The sequence below is a fragment of the Dactylosporangium sp. NPDC006015 genome (genome assembly GCF_040614215.1).
GTDB classification, from domain to species: Bacteria; Actinomycetota; Actinomycetes; order Mycobacteriales; family Micromonosporaceae; genus Dactylosporangium; species Dactylosporangium maewongense.
In genome coordinates this window covers 62478-76071 of sequence record NZ_JBEXUD010000039.1, presented here as the reverse complement: position 1 = coordinate 76071, position 13594 = coordinate 62478, and the positions used below count along the sequence as shown (strand labels likewise).

Here is a 13594-nt window from a genome sequence, read left to right as displayed (position 1 = left end):
AGCAGGTCAGCGGCACCCCGAACGTCTCGGGGCTGTGCCGCTTGTGCCTGGTGTGCGCCCCGCGCACCCAGTGAAGTGATACGGCCGTGAGACGTCGGGACCGCCAATCAGGCGGCCCCGGATGCGGTGTCTGACCACCGTCCGGGGCCTCGACCGGGATGGAGCCCCGATCGTGACCCAAACCGTACCCAAGGCAACCGTCGGACCGGCCACGGCCGCCCTGACCGCCGGTGCCGAACACTTGGCCGTCTGGCACGGCCCCGACACCTCCGGCGCCCGGGTGCGCGCCGGGCACGACGCCCTCACCGCGATCGACAGCGCCCTGCGCGCGCTGTACGACGCCCGCGCCGCGCTGGTCGCGGAGATCCGCCGGGACGACGTCGAGCGCGCCGCCCGGGTCGACGAGTTGCTCGCCCAGGTCCGGGCCGAGCGGTTCGGCCACCCCGCAGGCTTCACGTACATCCGCGAGCCGGAGGAGCACGTCTGTGACGACGAGCCCTTGCGGCCGGGTGTCGAAGGCTGGCGCATCGGCAACCGGGGCGCCCGGTGAGCCTGGAGGCGACCACGTGGGCGTTGACGCTCGCGCCGGACGTGCCGCCGCAGACGATGACGGTCCTGCTCGGCCTCGCGAACCACGCCCACGCGAACGGTCGCGGCGCCTACCCGAGTCAGGACCGGCTCGCCTGGTACGCCCGCAAGACGGTGCGGTCCGTGCGCAACGACCTGGCTGAGCTGGAGCGGCTCGGGTTGATCCGGCGCGGTGACCAGCGGCACGTGGCGTTCATGCCGCCGGACCGGCGACCGGTCGTGTGGGACCTGGCGATCGAGCGCCGCCGGGAGGTGCCCACGCACCTCGACCCGGCCGCCGAGCCGCGCTCCGGCACCACGACGGAGCCTGTGGATAACCGGGCGGAAGCAGGGTTCCGGGCGGTGCTGAACCGGCCGGAAGCCCAGTACCGGACGGCCGGAAGCCAGGTACCGGACGGCCGGAAGCGGGCTTCCGACGAACCGTCCAGAACCTTCAAGAACTCTCTCCGCGCGCCCGCGCCCTCCCGGGCGGGCGGCGCTGCACTGCCACCCGCCGCCGGGACCGCGCGCTGCGCCAAGCACCCCACCCAGCTTGCCCACACCTGCCCGACCTGCCGGTCGGAAGCCCTCGGAGGGTCGCGATGACCACCACGCGGATCACGTCGCTGTTCTACTTCGTCGTCCTGGGCGTCGCCCTCACCGGCGCCGGGCAGGCCGCCGCCGGATGGCTCGGGTGGTGGCCGCCGTTCGCGTTCGCGGCGGTCGCCGCCGTCGAGCTGGGTGGGGTCGCGCTGTCCGCGCACGCCGACGAGCGGCGCCGCGTCGGGGAGCGGGCCGTCGGCGCCCGGTTGCTGTCCGGTGCCGTCGCGGTCGGCGCGATCCTGGTCAACTTCTTCGGCCACGCCGACCAGGTCGGGCAGGCGTACTTCTTCGCCGGGATGTCCGGCCTGGGGTACTCGGTGTGGCTGATCCACTCCGGTGCCCGCCGTCGCGACCAGCTGCGCCGGGTCGGCAAGCTCGGCGACACCGCCCCGGTCTACGGGCTGCTGGCGTGGCTGCGGCACCCGGCGCTGACCCTGCGGGCGCGCGGCCTGGCGCTGGCGAACCCGACGCTGGGGAAGGTCGGCAGCCTCGCCTCCGCCCGCGCCGAGGTGCGCCGGGAGGTGCGCACGTCGGCGATCGCGAAGGTGCTGCACCGCAAGATCCGTGCGTCCGTCGACCCGGCCACCGCCGACATCGCGACCGCCGTCTACGACCTCGACGAGATCGCTGAGCGGCTGCGCGTCGGCGCCGACTACAACGGGCTGACGGCCCTGATCGCCGCCGACCTGGTTCCGGCCCGGCTCGCACCGGCGACCACCGCCCGGGCGCGGATCGTGGAGGTCGAACGGGAGCGGATTCCGGCGGAGTTGGAGGCCGTCGAAGTTCCGGCCGCCGAGTCGGTGAACGTCGAGGTCAGCGCCCCGGCGGAGGAGGCCGCAGTTCCGGAGATCGCCGCCGCCCCGGAGGCGGCACCGCAGGCACCTGAACGGCCCGCCAGAAGGCCCAAGAAGGCGTCCGGCACCTCCGTGCCGAGGCGCACCGCGATCGCCACGCAGCAGGCCGCACAGACGCTCGCGAACACCGGCATGAACACGCAAGAGGTCGCGCAGCTGCTCGGCATCTCGGAGCGCTACGCCAGGCAGCTGCTCGGCTCCCGCGAGCTGCCCGCTGCCGCCGCAGGGCCCGCGACCGGTCACGACGGCCAGGCCGACGACGTCGACCGGATCAACGGTGCCGAGGTCGAGCTGACCGGGGTGACCCGATGACTGCCGATACCAGCCACGCCACCTCCTTCGAGGTCGACCTGGACGAGGAGCCGGAGCCGACGCGGGAGCCGGTGTACGTCGACATCACCACGCGGGACCACGAGCGGCGGCCGGTCATCCCGGCCGCACTCCGGGGCACCAGCAACATGAAGGCCGCCGCCCGGCGGGCCGCTGGCCGTGCCGGGCACACCCTGGCCTACCACGTGGTGCGCCTGCCGCGTTACGTCGTCCTGGCGGCGTTCTGGGCGGTCGTCGGCGCCGGTCGGCTCGCCGGGCGGCAGGTCCGCTGGTGGTGGGTCGCCGAGCAGTCCACCCTCCGGCAGGAGGCGGCGACCCGCAACGACCCGGCGACGTGGCTGGCGCTGCACCGCGAGGCCCGCGCCACCCGGCTGTGGCGGGCCACGGTGCTCGGCGCCGAGCTGCTCGGCATCATCGTCGTCGGCTTGGTCCTCGCGCTCGTCGCCCCCGGATGGGTGCAGGTGCTCACGATGGCGGTCACGGTGCCGCTGCTGGCGCGAGTCGGTCGGCCGGTCGGCAGGCCGATCATGTCGGCGGCCGTGGTCACCCCGAGGTTCCGGAAGCTGACCGCCGACATCGTGCTGCGCGCGTACTACGCCGCCCGCCTCGGCGACCCGGTCAAGCCCGGCCAGGAGATCACGTTCGGCAGCACCATGGCGCGCGACGGCAACGGCTCCCGCGTCGTGGTCGACCTGCCGTACGGCCGGGGCCTCGACGACGCGGTGAAGGCGCGCGGCGCCATCGCCTCCGGCCTCGACGTCGCGGTGTCGCAGGTGTTCATCACCCGCGACCCGACCTCACACCGGCGGCACGTGCTGTGGGTCGCCGACGTCGACCCTCTCGCGGTGCCCGCCGGTCGCACACCGCTGCTGCGGCTACGGCAGACGGACATCTGGGAGCCCGCGCCGTTCGGCCTCGACGAGCGCGGCGGCAAGGTGCTGCTCGGCCTGCTGTGGAACAGCGTCATGATCGGCGCGATCCCCCGGCAGGGCAAGACGTTCTCCGCCCGCGCACTCGCTCTGTACGCCGCGCTCGACCCGTACGTGCAGCTCACCGTCTTCGACGGCAAAGGCTCCCCGGACTGGCGGAAGTTCGCCCTCGTCGCCGACCGGTGCGGGTTCGGCCTGGCGATGACCCGCGACGGCGACCCGGTGGAGCTGTTCCTGGAGGCGTTGCGCGAGATCAAGGCCGACGTGCAGGACCGCTACCAGCGGCTGTCGGAGCTGCCCGCGTCGGTCTGCCCGGAGGGGAAGCTCACCAGGGAGATCGCCCGCGACCCGAAGTACCGGATGCCGGTCCGCCTGGTCGTCATCGACGAGTTCCAGGAGTATTTCGACCTTGGCGAGCCCTCCAAGGAGATCGCGAGCCTGCTGGTCTTCCTGGTGAAGGTCGCCCCGGCCGCCGGGGTAATCGTGCTCGGCGCCACCCAGAAGCCCTCCGGTATCGGCACCGGCGCCGTCGCCCAGCAGTTCACCGCCTTCCGCGACAACTTCGCGGTGCGGTTCAGCCTGCGCACCGGCTCCTGGCAGGTCTCCGATCTCGTCCTCGGGTCCGGCGCCTACTCCGAGGGCTACGACTCCTCGACCCTGCTCCCGGCCTACAAGGGCGTCGGCATCCTGCGCGGCGCCACCGACGCGACGCCGACGGTGCGGACGTACCTGGCCGACCAGGAGGACGCCGAACGCATCCTCACCGCCGCCAGGGCCCTGCGGGAGCGGGCCGGGACGCTCACCGGCGAGGCCGCCGGGGAGTCCGCCGCCCGGCAGGCCCGCGACGTCCTGGCCGACGTCGTCAAGGTGTGGAGCCACGTCGGACGGCCCGGCGTCCAGTGGCCCGCGCTCGCCGAGCTGCTCGCCGCGCACCTCCCCGAGGGATACGCGGGCGCAACGCCCGAGTCGGTGTCGGCGCTGCTGCGCGCCGAGGGCGTCACGTCGGTCGACGTCAAGGCGTCCGGCGTGGTCTTGAAGGGCTGCAAGCTCGCCGACGTCGAGACGGCGATCCACCGGCGGCAGCTCACCGGGTAGCGCCCGGCCCGCGACCGGTAGCGGCGGCGCGACCCACGCCGCTACCGGTCTGACCGGCCCAAACACCGTCCGGTAGCGGGTCGCGCAGACCCTCCCCGCCTCTCCTCCCACCCCCTGAAGGGCCTTTCGATGCTCCTGCTCGCCGCGACCGCGACCGCCGACCACCCTGTGCGCGGCGGCCTGGTCCTCGCCGCCGTCGTCTTTGCCGGGGCCGCGTTCTACGCCGCCTCGTGCGCCTGGTGGCCCTTCAAGGCCTGCCGCCGGTGCTCCGGCGCGGGGAAGCTCCGCAGCCCCTTCGGGCGGGCCTTCCGGCTGTGCCCGCGCTGCAAGGGCACCGGTCGCCGACTGCGGCTCGGCCGGGTCGTCTACAACGCGATCGCCCGCGTCCGCCGCGACGGGACCCGGGGGAACCGGTGAGCCGCCCTCGTCGACGTGCTGGTGCTCGGGCGCATCGGGCTGGAGATCAAGGAGGGCATCCTGACTGGTGCGCCGGTGGTCATCGGTGCGGCCTGGGCGAGCATCGCAGCGACCCGCACGCGGTCGACGTCCCCGGTGTCGGCCGGATGATCGTCGTGCGGGTCCTGGCTGCGGACGGCTCCGAGCACGCCGAGGTGCGCGGGTCGGTGCGTCTGCCCGATCACGAGGGGTGGGCCCGGCGCAGGCTGCTGCACCTACTCGCCGACCTCGCTGGGGCGCTGAGCAGGTGATAGGTGCTGACGAGCGGTGCCCACCGATCGCAGCTATCTCGTGGTAGGCGGTGAGCCCAGGACTTCGGCCGCCGCTCGGAACACCCTGCGCGAGAAGCTGAGGAGGGCAATCCCACGCACCATCGGCAGGTCACGCTCGACGATCTGCCGGATGCTGTCACGCTCGCGAGCAGCTAGGCATTCAAGCGCAGTGCCTAAGATCACCAGCGGCAGCAGGCCGATTCCACCGAATATGCGGACGCAGGTGCGGAGTGCCCGAACGCTCGGATGCGCCCCACGATGGGACCCGAGGGATGCGGAGGTGAGGTCATGCATCAGGCGCCTCAGCAACCGTCCCTCGATGTTCTTGAGCGTCAAATGCAATCGACGCCCACACGCTCTGCTCAGCCCGCCCAAGGCGAAGCTCAAGGCCGTTCCGAGCTTGAGAATCCCTCCAGGCCGCTCGGCAATCAGCGCGGCCCACTCCTCCGCGTAAATCGCGCGGCGATCGGGGTTGATCGTCCAGAGCCTGGCCGCTACAGGGACGATGCGGAGCGCGGCCCACTTGAAGACGCTGAGCAGGTCGCCGAGTGCCCAGCCGACCAGCCCGCCGATGATGATCTCGTTCCAGTTCACGCGTGTGCCTCCCCGCCGAGCAGATGGCCCCAGCGCGAGGCGGTCTGCGGGCGGCGCTCGGCGAGCAACTGGTGGGCGTGCGCTCGGCCGTTCGGGGTGAGCTTGTAGAAGCGGCGGCGCGGCCGGTTGTCCTCCGGGCCGAGTTCCTCCCACCGTTCGGTGAGCAGGTCGGCACCGGCGAGGCGCTCCAGGATCTTGTACACGGTCGGTCCGGCACGCTTGGTGCCCTTGATGATCGCCCAGCCGTGAAGCTCGAAGTCCTCGGCGGCGAGCAACGCCTCCAGGACATCGAGCGTCGGCTGGGTCACTCGCTCGGTCATGCTCTAACTGTACTACATGAATTAGACCTAGGTGAAATAAGGTCGGACGAAGCCCTTGGGTGCCTCGGGGTGCCAGAGGGTCACTGTGGCTGCACGGCTGGCGACTGTCAGCTTCTCTCGCCATCGGTAGCTCAACGTCACTATCACTGAGGCAAGGGGTGACGGCGAACTTCGATCGCTAGAACGAACGTACGATTATGCCGCCAGAGTTGATGTGGCGATGGCCACCGCGCTTTTCCATTGACGCAGGGTCATGAGAACGGCCCGAAATTGGATCATTACATCAAGTCACCCTGGTCGCGCCCATGCCGTCGGATTGGAGGGGCCCTATCGTTCTGGATTTCGGCAGCTCAAGGCTGTTACGGCTGGCCAGGACGGGTCGCCTTCGGGCGAGTCGCTGTGACTTGCGGCTAGTCACAGCGACTGACTGTAGTCGTAGTGATGCCTCCAGTAGTCGCGGCGCCCGGCTGCGCCGAACTGTCGGGTGTGTGTGCCAGCATGTTCAAGGACGCGAAAGTCGTCTGACCAAAGAAGTCGTCCAGCTACGTCTCGACCCTCCCGCGAACGTGCCGCGGGGGAATCGCTACAACGAAGACGGGCCGCCGGTGTCCTACCACCGACGGCCCAGGCACGAAGTCCCGAACGGCTCTGTACGCGCATTAAGGAGTTCGCGTTGTCCAAAGTACAGGGGACCGTCGGTCCCCAGAGCAAACCTGCCCGGAAATCACAGGATCCGCAGGTTGAGCCCAAGTCGCCGATGACGTCGCCGCAGCTCATCGCGATCTTCGCGGTGCTGTTCGTGTTCATGTTCGTCGTGATCGTGCTCTGGCTCGGCGGCGCGATCAGCACCCTGCCCACCATGCTCACGGCGCTCGGCGGTGCGCTCGCCGCCGCGCTCGGTGGCGTCGCGGCCATCGTCGCGGCGACGAGTTGACGCAGCAGCGGGAACGGTCCGTCGGCGCCCTGATGCGGCAGGCGAGGCGGGCTGTCGACCTGACGGTGGGCGGCCCGCCCTGCGTGCGCTTCTGCCCGGCGGGGTGGCGAACACGCTGCTGATGCGGCCGATCGACACCACCGTGATCGTGGTGCCGACCTGCGTGATGAAGGTCCTCACCGGCTTCGACTACCCGGGGTGTGTCGTGGTGGCTGGCGCCTCTGCCCACCGCGATTCGCGGCGCCAGGGCTGTCGCCACCCTGGCGATCGACGAGATGTACAAGCAGGGCACCCACCTGGACAGCGGTTTGCTGCCGGTACCGCGTCGGCGCTGGATGCCGCCGTTGCCCTAGTAGCTCGCACAACAATCAGCAGGTCAGCGGCACAATCCAATCGGCACGTAGCTATCAGAACATCCAGTCGGCGTGTTGGTGCGGGTGCCCCGGAAATGTCGGAGCCCTGTGGCAGCATGCTCTCAGCGAGCAATCGCCTGTAGTGGCGGCGACCTCTTCGACACTTCGGCCGAGGACCGAAGTTGGCGAGGGTCACCCGAACTACAGGCGAGCCGCCGGTCTTGCACACCGGCGGCCCGCACGCGAAGTCACCAACGTCAGCTTGCGACCGGACCCAGGAGAACTCCGCAATGCCCAAAGTACACCGGGGCCATCGGCCCCAGAGCCACCGCACCCAGGACGCGCCACCTCAGGATGGCGAGTGGAGCCTTGAGGGCTCCCCGCCCTTGAGTCCGGCACTCGACGCGCCCAGGTCAACGCTCGTGTCGCCACCGCTCATCGCGGTTTTGGCGGTGCTCGTCGTCCTCGTCGTCATGGTCGTCGTGCTGGCGCTCAACGGCGCGATCGGTACCCTGCCCGCAACGGTGGCGGCATTCACCGGCTTGCTCGGCGGCCTCGCCACCCTGGTCGCGGCGATGAATCGACAGCGGCGGCACTGACGGTCCAGGCGAGCCGTCGACCGTCAGCATGCTGGGCCAGGCGTCAGTACGAGCCGTTGCATGGCAGGCGGCCCGCCGAGCCCACCTTCCGTCGACCGGCGTGCGTTCCGCGTCGGCTTCGAGCGGTGCGACCTGCGTGAGCCGTGACCCACATCGGCAACAACCTGACCCGCAGAGTCAACAAAACTTGGGCCGCAGAATCAAACACTTGACGAGCAGAGGTGCGAGATTGCTCTAGAGCGGGCCACCGGCGGCAACCAGTGACCCGCTGCAACGAATTGCCCCCAGTCCTCCACAGACGAAAGGAGCCTGCTCGTCGATGAGCAGCGTAACCGAAGAGGACCCAGGTCCTCAGGATGAACCTGTGCACACACCCTCTGGCCTCGGCGAATTCATCCGGGGGCCATGGTTCCCGCTGGTGTGCGTGCTCGTCGTCATCCTCGTGATCGTCGTTGTGCTCGTGCTCACCGGCTCGATCACCGGCCTGCCCGCCGTGCTCACCGCCCTCGCGGCGGTCATCACGGCGGTCGGTGGCCTCATAGCCGCGACGCGCTTCAGGAGCTGACGTGCGGGTCGGCGGCTAAGGTCGCCGACCCATCATCCACAGTGGACGATCAGCGTCGGTGCGCGGATCCTGGAGGTCATGCGCACCGCCGTCGAGGTCATCGCCCACCGGGTCCCGGACCGGCCGGAGGAGATCGCTGTCCCGTGCGCGGAGCACGGCGTCTGGGAGCGCCGCAGGATCACCACGGTCCCGACCGGGACGCCGCACTTCGACCGGTGCCTCCGCGTCGAGGTCACCATCGTGATCGACCCGGAGCCGTTCGACCCCCGGTGGGCCTTCCGCCTGTACGGCCGTCCGAACATCGCCGCGTCCTACGCCCGCCGGTAGCCCGGCGCCGAGGCCGGAACCGCGGCTTGAACGAGTCGAGCCGCAGCCCACTCGGACTGCGGCTCGGTTGCACCGGGTACTTCAGCAGGGCGCCGTTGCCATTGCCTCGGTCTGAACGTTTGCCTGACTCAAGGCGTGCGCGATCTCGTCCCCGGTCGGCCAACCGGAGGTCCCGTCACCGAGCGCGTGGAGCGCTGTCCGGGTTGCCGTAGACGCCTTGATCAGTGCTTCCAGGTGGTCCTCAGTCATCACACACAGGTCCACTGTCACGACCTTGGTTCGGGCGTCGCCAGCGACAGAGGTGTCGCTTAGCGTGGCGTCGCTCTCCTCCAGGTCCATGAGCTCGTCCGTGAACGCTTCGACGTGCTGATGGAAGTCATCCGAGGTTGTGGGACTGGTGGTGGCAAGCGTGAGTTCGATCATGACTCTGATCGCGGCGGGGTTCGTCATCGCTCCTCCTTCCATCACCAACACGGCAGCTTCTGCACGAAGCTTAGGCAATTTCGGTAGTAATTCGGGTCTGATGGGCTGAGATGTACCGTTTTGATGTGCATCCCGCAGGACTCGGGGCATAAAACTTTGTAGTACCTCTTCTTCCTGGTAATACGCCACCCATGGGTGTGAAACTCCAGCAGAAGCTCCTCACCCATCTTCTCCGTGTGCTTCTGCCAGTAGCCCAAGCATGGCTCCGAACATGAGGGAGTATCTAGTTTTCTTTGTCACTGCTGTCAAGCGCTTGAACACTTAGTAGCAGCTCAGCTACTTGATCGCCATGTGTAAAAAGGTCACTTCACGCACCTAGGCGAAAACACGACATCGACGTGAACCGTTTTTCTGTGGCCATATGAGTCCCGGTTGAACGCTCACTAAGGGCCACATGGCCAGCAAGCGAACGCCGAGCCTGCCCTCTGTGCAGCGTTCACGCACGAACCCCGCGGTGGTCGTGCAGCGCGGGATGCTCGTCAAGTTATGCACCCCTGTCGGCTACTCACTCCAGCCGACAGCGAGCGAAAACTGACCGCTCGGCCTGGAATCTCGGCGACGCGTGCGCATGATTTCGACTGGCCGCGCCTACGCGATGCGTCTTCGGCTCTTCGTGGCTAACTGAAGGGCGACCCCGGATGATGCTGGCGGCTGCCGGGCATCTCGTTTTGCCGCGGCCCGCGCTACTGGCTCGGCATTCCCGGCATTTTCGCAGGTCAGATGCGCGAACCCCATGTGATCGAACGCGTGTTCTAGTGGCGTTCACCGGCATGGACGACACCACTGCCGCGACCTGCACGGCCTCGAAGATGACCCCGACGGCGACCGGTGACCGCGAGGTGGCGTGCGTGAAGAACGCCGGGCACGTCGAGCGCGGCGACCTGGTCCACGAAGGCAGGATCGGCGTCTTCCCGGTTCGCTGGACGAACGCATAGACCAGATACCCTCGGGGTGAACGCTGACACGCCACGTGTCCGCCGTAGGTCCTCCGGACGGTGCCCATGCCCAGTGAGGTCGACCCGCGCTTCGCCGACCGTCTGCGCGAACTGCTTCAGCAGCGGGGCCTCTCGTACCGGGCGCTGGCCGCGCACATCCACTACGGCAAGAGCCACGTGCACGACTTGGCGGCTGGGCGGAAGACGCCGACGCCGGACGTTGCCCGCCGTCTCGACGACGCGCTTGGCGCAGGCGGGGAACTGATCGCCCTCGCGGCGGCGCCCGCCACCACCTCCGACCTCGCGCCTGACGGTGGCGACCTGGACGCCGAAGTGGAGGCGATCGAGCTGGTGCGCAGGATCGAGGCCAGCGACGTCAGCGACGGCACCCTCGGTCGACTGGAGCGGGTCGCCGACCGGATGGCGATGTCGTACGCGGGCACCCCACCGGCCGAGCTGCTGCCGAGGGTGCGGCGGCACCTGGCCTACGTCACGCGGTTGCAGGATGCGCGGATGACGCTCGCGCAGCGCCGTCGGCTTCTCGTCGCCGGGGGATGGCTTGCGCTCCTGGCGGCCACCCTGCACATCGACCTGCGCCAAGGCGGCGCTGCCGAGGCGTGGTTGCTCACCGCCGAGGAGATGGCCGGGCACGCCGGACATGACGAGATCGCCGCGTGGTGCTACGAGACCAGGGCGTGGGACGTGCTGACGGCCGGTCGGTACCGGGAGGCCCTGGAGCTGTCGCAGCGGGCGCAGGCCATCGCACCCGCAGGTTCGTCGGCGCTGATCCAGGCGACCGCGCAGGAGGGGCGTGCGTGGGCCAGGATGGGTGCCGCGCAGGACACTCGGGGCGCCCTGGAGCGGGTGGCGCGGCTGGTGAGCAACCTCGCCACCCCGGAGCACCCGGAGCATCACTACCGGTACGACCCGGCGAAGGCGATCTCCTACACCGCGACGACGCTGTCGTGGGTCGGCGACCCGGCTGCCGAAGACTTCGCCCGGACCGCGATCGGCGAGCTGGAGGCGGAGCCCGGTGGGGTGCCCCGCCCACGGCGGGTCGCGTCGGCCCGACTTGACCTCGGTCTCGCCCTGCTCGCCGCCGGTCGACCGGATGAGGCCAGCGCGGAGGCCCTGGCCGCGATCACCTCCGGCCGCATCGTGCCGTCGAACTGGTGGCGCGTGGTCGAGGTCTTCCGGGGTGTCGAACGGGCTGGTGTCCCTGAGGCGGCCGAGCTGCGCGACGCCTTCCAGGCATTCCGCCCGGCCCTACCAGCTGCTCCCGCCTGAGCTGTCCGCCGTCTTGCGGACGTCCGTGGACAGCAGCGGACGCGCCGGAGCACCCAAATCTGGCCGGTGAGCGGCACGCTACGGATCAACACACACCGATCGAGTGCGCGAGTCCGGTGTGTTCCGTAGACGGGGTGCGGTGGCTGCCGGGCGGATCGCTGCGAGCCGTGGCCGCCGCGCCCCTCCAACTCGTGGAGGTCGACGTGCAGCTCGACGAGGCCGTCGCGCAGCGGCAGCACCACCGGCGGGAGCCGGGCACGATCCGGTGTTCGGTCTGCCACGAGCACCATCCGTGCCGGGCCTGGCGGCTCGCCCGCGCCCAGGTCTTGATCATGGTCCGGAGGGCCTTCCAGGCGGCGCGGTCGGGGGAGCCGCTGTGAGCGAGGCCCACCGGCCGGTCCAGCCGTCGTGGACCTGCGGCACCTGCCAGGCGCCCTGGCCGTGCGAGCCGCGCCGGATCCGCTTCGCCGCCGACTACGCCGGGCGCCGCCAGGAGCTGCGGGCCGTGCTGGCGTTGTTCATGATCAGCGCCCTCGACGATCTGATCGAGCCCATCGAGGTGGTGCACAGCAGGTTTGTCGGCTGGGTCTCCGGCCATAGTTGATCCCTCTGGCGGGGTAAAAGTCGCCGATGCGCTGCGGGCTGCCGTAACCACTTTGTCCACCTGGTCGTTTGGCGCCTCAAAATCAGAAGGAGGTTCCGATATGGACCAATGCTGTGACCCTGAGCTGCGTGCCGCCCTCGACGACTGGATCACCGGCGGCTTCGCGTCGTACGTGCGGCTCGTCGACCGGGCTGTCACCCCGGTCGAGCTGCTCCGGCAGATCCTGCCGTCGCACCCCTGCGAGTACGTGCTGCGCCACGACCGCGCCGAGACGGTTGCGGAGCACGTCGGCTACGACGGGCCGGTTGTGGAGATGACGTACCCGCTCGCGGCCAGCACCCTGCTGATCGACATCACCCAGGGGAACCGGGCGGCTCAGGAGCACCTGCGCGGCAAGCTGGAGCCGGTGACCTTGGAGCCGGTGCTCCCGGGTCAGCCGTACCCGCTGATTGACTAGCCGTTGCGGCGGTGTGCGATCGTCGGTCGGCAAAGTCTATGCTCATGCTGGCTTCAACCGTGCGTCGCCTAAGCGGATGAAGATCACCGTCATCAGCTCGACGATCTAGCGGCGCGCCAGATCTATGAATAGCGTCCCGGCTATGACGTCTGAGATTCCCGACCTGGCTACCCCGATCCAGCTCGTCACCTCCGTGGAGGGCAGCAGCATCCGTGTCCGCCTCGCTGGGCGAACTGTCGCGCACGGAGTCTGGGTGAGCGGAATCCACGACCCTCGCGAGATGCAGAACAGGCTGCACGAAGGTGCGCTGGACGCGTTGGCAGAGGCGGTTAAGCTCGCCGCCCACCCCGACTTGTGGATGTTCAACTGGCAGCTGACGAACAAACGGGAGCTGCTGCCTGGACGTCGTGACGACGCCTGACCGACCGACGGAACGGACCCGGCCCCGCCGTCGCGGCGGGGCTGGGCCTATCCGATGCGTGCCTGTCCGTTGTCCTGTAGATCGATCGCGACCGTCTTACCCATCTCCTGGCGGGCGGCCCGCTCCTGTTGGCGAAGGTCTTCGAGCGTCTCGCGGGCGTTGCCGTCGTCGTTGTGTGAGATGGATTCGGCGACCCTCGTCGCACGCGCGACCAGGAGTCGCCATTGGTCGGCCTTGACCTTGGCGTCTCTGGAGCCGAACGCCATCACCCGGGCGAACACCCTCTGCTGCGCCTCAAACGAGGGCAAGGGCGGCGGGTCTGGCCTCGGGCCGATCATCGGGTGCACCAGGACGATCCACATGCCGACGACCTCCGCCATCTCCAGCAATTCGACGTAGGCGTCGGCGCGGCGGTCGCGGATCCACTGCTCCTGGGCGGCAGCCCGCTCGTGTTGGTGGCGTTCCTTGGACAGCCTCAACTCATGCTTGCGAGCGGAGGATGCGATCCATACGCCGCTTGCGACACCGGCGGCGCCGATCACTGCACCGCTGAGTGGTCCCACCCAATCCCATGCCACTGCCGCAGTGTGGCGGGGCGGGCGCCGGGCG

21 protein-coding genes are annotated in these 13594 nt (G+C 69.5%); 17 read left to right on the top strand and 4 right to left on the bottom strand.

The genetic code is table 11. The features are described from left to right. Positions 1-172: 172 nt before the first annotated feature. From ABZ321_RS43700 to ABZ321_RS43670, 7 genes are all read left to right on the top strand, one after another. Entirely contained in the window at positions 173-550 is a 378-nt protein-coding gene (locus ABZ321_RS43700) for a hypothetical protein (protein WP_354901725.1), read from the top strand. Continuing rightward, complete coding sequence (locus ABZ321_RS43695; protein ID WP_354901723.1) at positions 547-1173, top strand: helix-turn-helix domain-containing protein; 627 nt, start codon at positions 547-549, stop codon at positions 1171-1173. The genes ABZ321_RS43700 and ABZ321_RS43695 overlap by 4 nt, the downstream gene beginning before the upstream one ends. Further along, positions 1170-2336, top strand: a complete 1167-nt coding sequence (locus ABZ321_RS43690; protein ID WP_354901721.1) for a hypothetical protein — start codon at positions 1170-1172, stop codon at positions 2334-2336. Before ABZ321_RS43695 ends, ABZ321_RS43690 begins: the two co-directional genes overlap by 4 nt. Then, positions 2333-4378 (top strand): cell division protein FtsK, encoded by a 2046-nt coding sequence (locus ABZ321_RS43685; protein WP_354901720.1) that lies wholly within the window; start codon positions 2333-2335, stop codon positions 4376-4378. The genes ABZ321_RS43690 and ABZ321_RS43685 overlap by 4 nt, the downstream gene beginning before the upstream one ends. 129 nt (positions 4379-4507) lie before the next feature. Continuing rightward, a complete protein-coding gene (locus ABZ321_RS43680; RefSeq protein WP_354901718.1) occupies positions 4508-4795 on the top strand; it encodes a hypothetical protein in 288 nt (95 codons plus the stop codon). Positions 4796-4810: 15 nt separating this feature from the next. Continuing rightward, positions 4811-4945 carry a hypothetical protein gene (locus ABZ321_RS43675; RefSeq protein WP_354901717.1) on the top strand — a complete coding sequence of 45 codons (135 nt, stop codon included), beginning with the start codon at positions 4811-4813 and terminating at the stop codon, positions 4943-4945. Beyond that, on the top strand, positions 4942-5085 hold the full coding sequence (locus ABZ321_RS43670; protein ID WP_354901715.1) for a hypothetical protein: 144 nt from the start codon (positions 4942-4944) through the stop codon (positions 5083-5085). Before ABZ321_RS43675 ends, ABZ321_RS43670 begins: the two co-directional genes overlap by 4 nt. Before the next feature lie 33 nt (positions 5086-5118). Here the strand turns inward: ABZ321_RS43670 and ABZ321_RS43665 are convergent, their stop codons facing one another. Further along, positions 5119-5700: a hypothetical protein gene (locus tag ABZ321_RS43665; protein WP_354901713.1), complete on the bottom strand. Its 582-nt coding sequence runs from the start codon at positions 5698-5700 to the stop codon at positions 5119-5121. Beyond that, positions 5697-6020, bottom strand: coding sequence for a PadR family transcriptional regulator (locus ABZ321_RS43660; protein WP_354901711.1), 324 nt, complete (start codon positions 6018-6020; stop codon positions 5697-5699). The genes ABZ321_RS43665 and ABZ321_RS43660 overlap by 4 nt, the downstream gene beginning before the upstream one ends. A 757-nt stretch (positions 6021-6777) precedes the next feature. Here ABZ321_RS43660 and ABZ321_RS43655 point away from each other — a divergent pair. From ABZ321_RS43655 to ABZ321_RS43640, 4 genes are all read left to right on the top strand, one after another. Then, positions 6778-6954 (top strand): hypothetical protein, encoded by a 177-nt coding sequence (locus ABZ321_RS43655; RefSeq protein ID WP_354901709.1) that lies wholly within the window; start codon positions 6778-6780, stop codon positions 6952-6954. An 805-nt stretch (positions 6955-7759) separates the two neighbouring features. Then, positions 7760-7906, top strand: coding sequence for a hypothetical protein (locus tag ABZ321_RS43650; protein ID WP_354901707.1), 147 nt, complete (start codon positions 7760-7762; stop codon positions 7904-7906). Positions 7907-8225: 319 nt separating this feature from the next. Next, a complete protein-coding gene (locus ABZ321_RS43645; protein WP_354901705.1) occupies positions 8226-8471 on the top strand; it encodes a hypothetical protein in 246 nt (81 codons plus the stop codon). A gap of 78 nt (positions 8472-8549) precedes the next feature. Further along, a complete protein-coding gene (locus tag ABZ321_RS43640; protein WP_354901703.1) occupies positions 8550-8798 on the top strand; it encodes a hypothetical protein in 249 nt (82 codons plus the stop codon). Between the two features lie 81 nt (positions 8799-8879). Here the strand turns inward: ABZ321_RS43640 and ABZ321_RS43635 are convergent, their stop codons facing one another. Then, positions 8880-9248 (bottom strand): hypothetical protein, encoded by a 369-nt coding sequence (locus ABZ321_RS43635; RefSeq protein WP_354901701.1) that lies wholly within the window; start codon positions 9246-9248, stop codon positions 8880-8882. A gap of 803 nt (positions 9249-10051) precedes the next feature. Here ABZ321_RS43635 and ABZ321_RS43630 point away from each other — a divergent pair. The 6 genes from ABZ321_RS43630 (at position 10052) to ABZ321_RS43605 (ending at position 12985) form a co-directional block, all read left to right on the top strand. Then, the gene (locus ABZ321_RS43630; protein ID WP_354901700.1) at positions 10052-10216 is read left to right on the top strand and encodes a hypothetical protein; all 165 of its coding nucleotides are present in this window, start codon (positions 10052-10054) and stop codon (positions 10214-10216) included. A gap of 66 nt (positions 10217-10282) precedes the next feature. Next, the gene (locus ABZ321_RS43625; RefSeq protein ID WP_354901698.1) at positions 10283-11503 is read left to right on the top strand and encodes a helix-turn-helix transcriptional regulator; all 1221 of its coding nucleotides are present in this window, start codon (positions 10283-10285) and stop codon (positions 11501-11503) included. Between the two features lie 134 nt (positions 11504-11637). Further along, the gene (locus tag ABZ321_RS43620; RefSeq protein WP_354901696.1) at positions 11638-11883 is read left to right on the top strand and encodes a hypothetical protein; all 246 of its coding nucleotides are present in this window, start codon (positions 11638-11640) and stop codon (positions 11881-11883) included. Beyond that, complete coding sequence (locus ABZ321_RS43615; RefSeq protein ID WP_354901694.1) at positions 11880-12107, top strand: hypothetical protein; 228 nt, start codon at positions 11880-11882, stop codon at positions 12105-12107. Before ABZ321_RS43620 ends, ABZ321_RS43615 begins: the two co-directional genes overlap by 4 nt. 100 nt (positions 12108-12207) lie before the next feature. Beyond that, positions 12208-12564 (top strand): hypothetical protein, encoded by a 357-nt coding sequence (locus ABZ321_RS43610; RefSeq protein WP_354901692.1) that lies wholly within the window; start codon positions 12208-12210, stop codon positions 12562-12564. 142 nt (positions 12565-12706) lie between these two features. Further along, positions 12707-12985: a hypothetical protein gene (locus ABZ321_RS43605; RefSeq protein ID WP_354901690.1), complete on the top strand. Its 279-nt coding sequence runs from the start codon at positions 12707-12709 to the stop codon at positions 12983-12985. A 47-nt stretch (positions 12986-13032) separates the two neighbouring features. Here ABZ321_RS43605 and ABZ321_RS43600 read toward each other — a convergent pair whose 3' ends face one another. Beyond that, positions 13033-13563: a hypothetical protein gene (locus tag ABZ321_RS43600; protein WP_354901688.1), complete on the bottom strand. Its 531-nt coding sequence runs from the start codon at positions 13561-13563 to the stop codon at positions 13033-13035. Between the last annotated feature and the right edge of the window lie 31 nt (positions 13564-13594).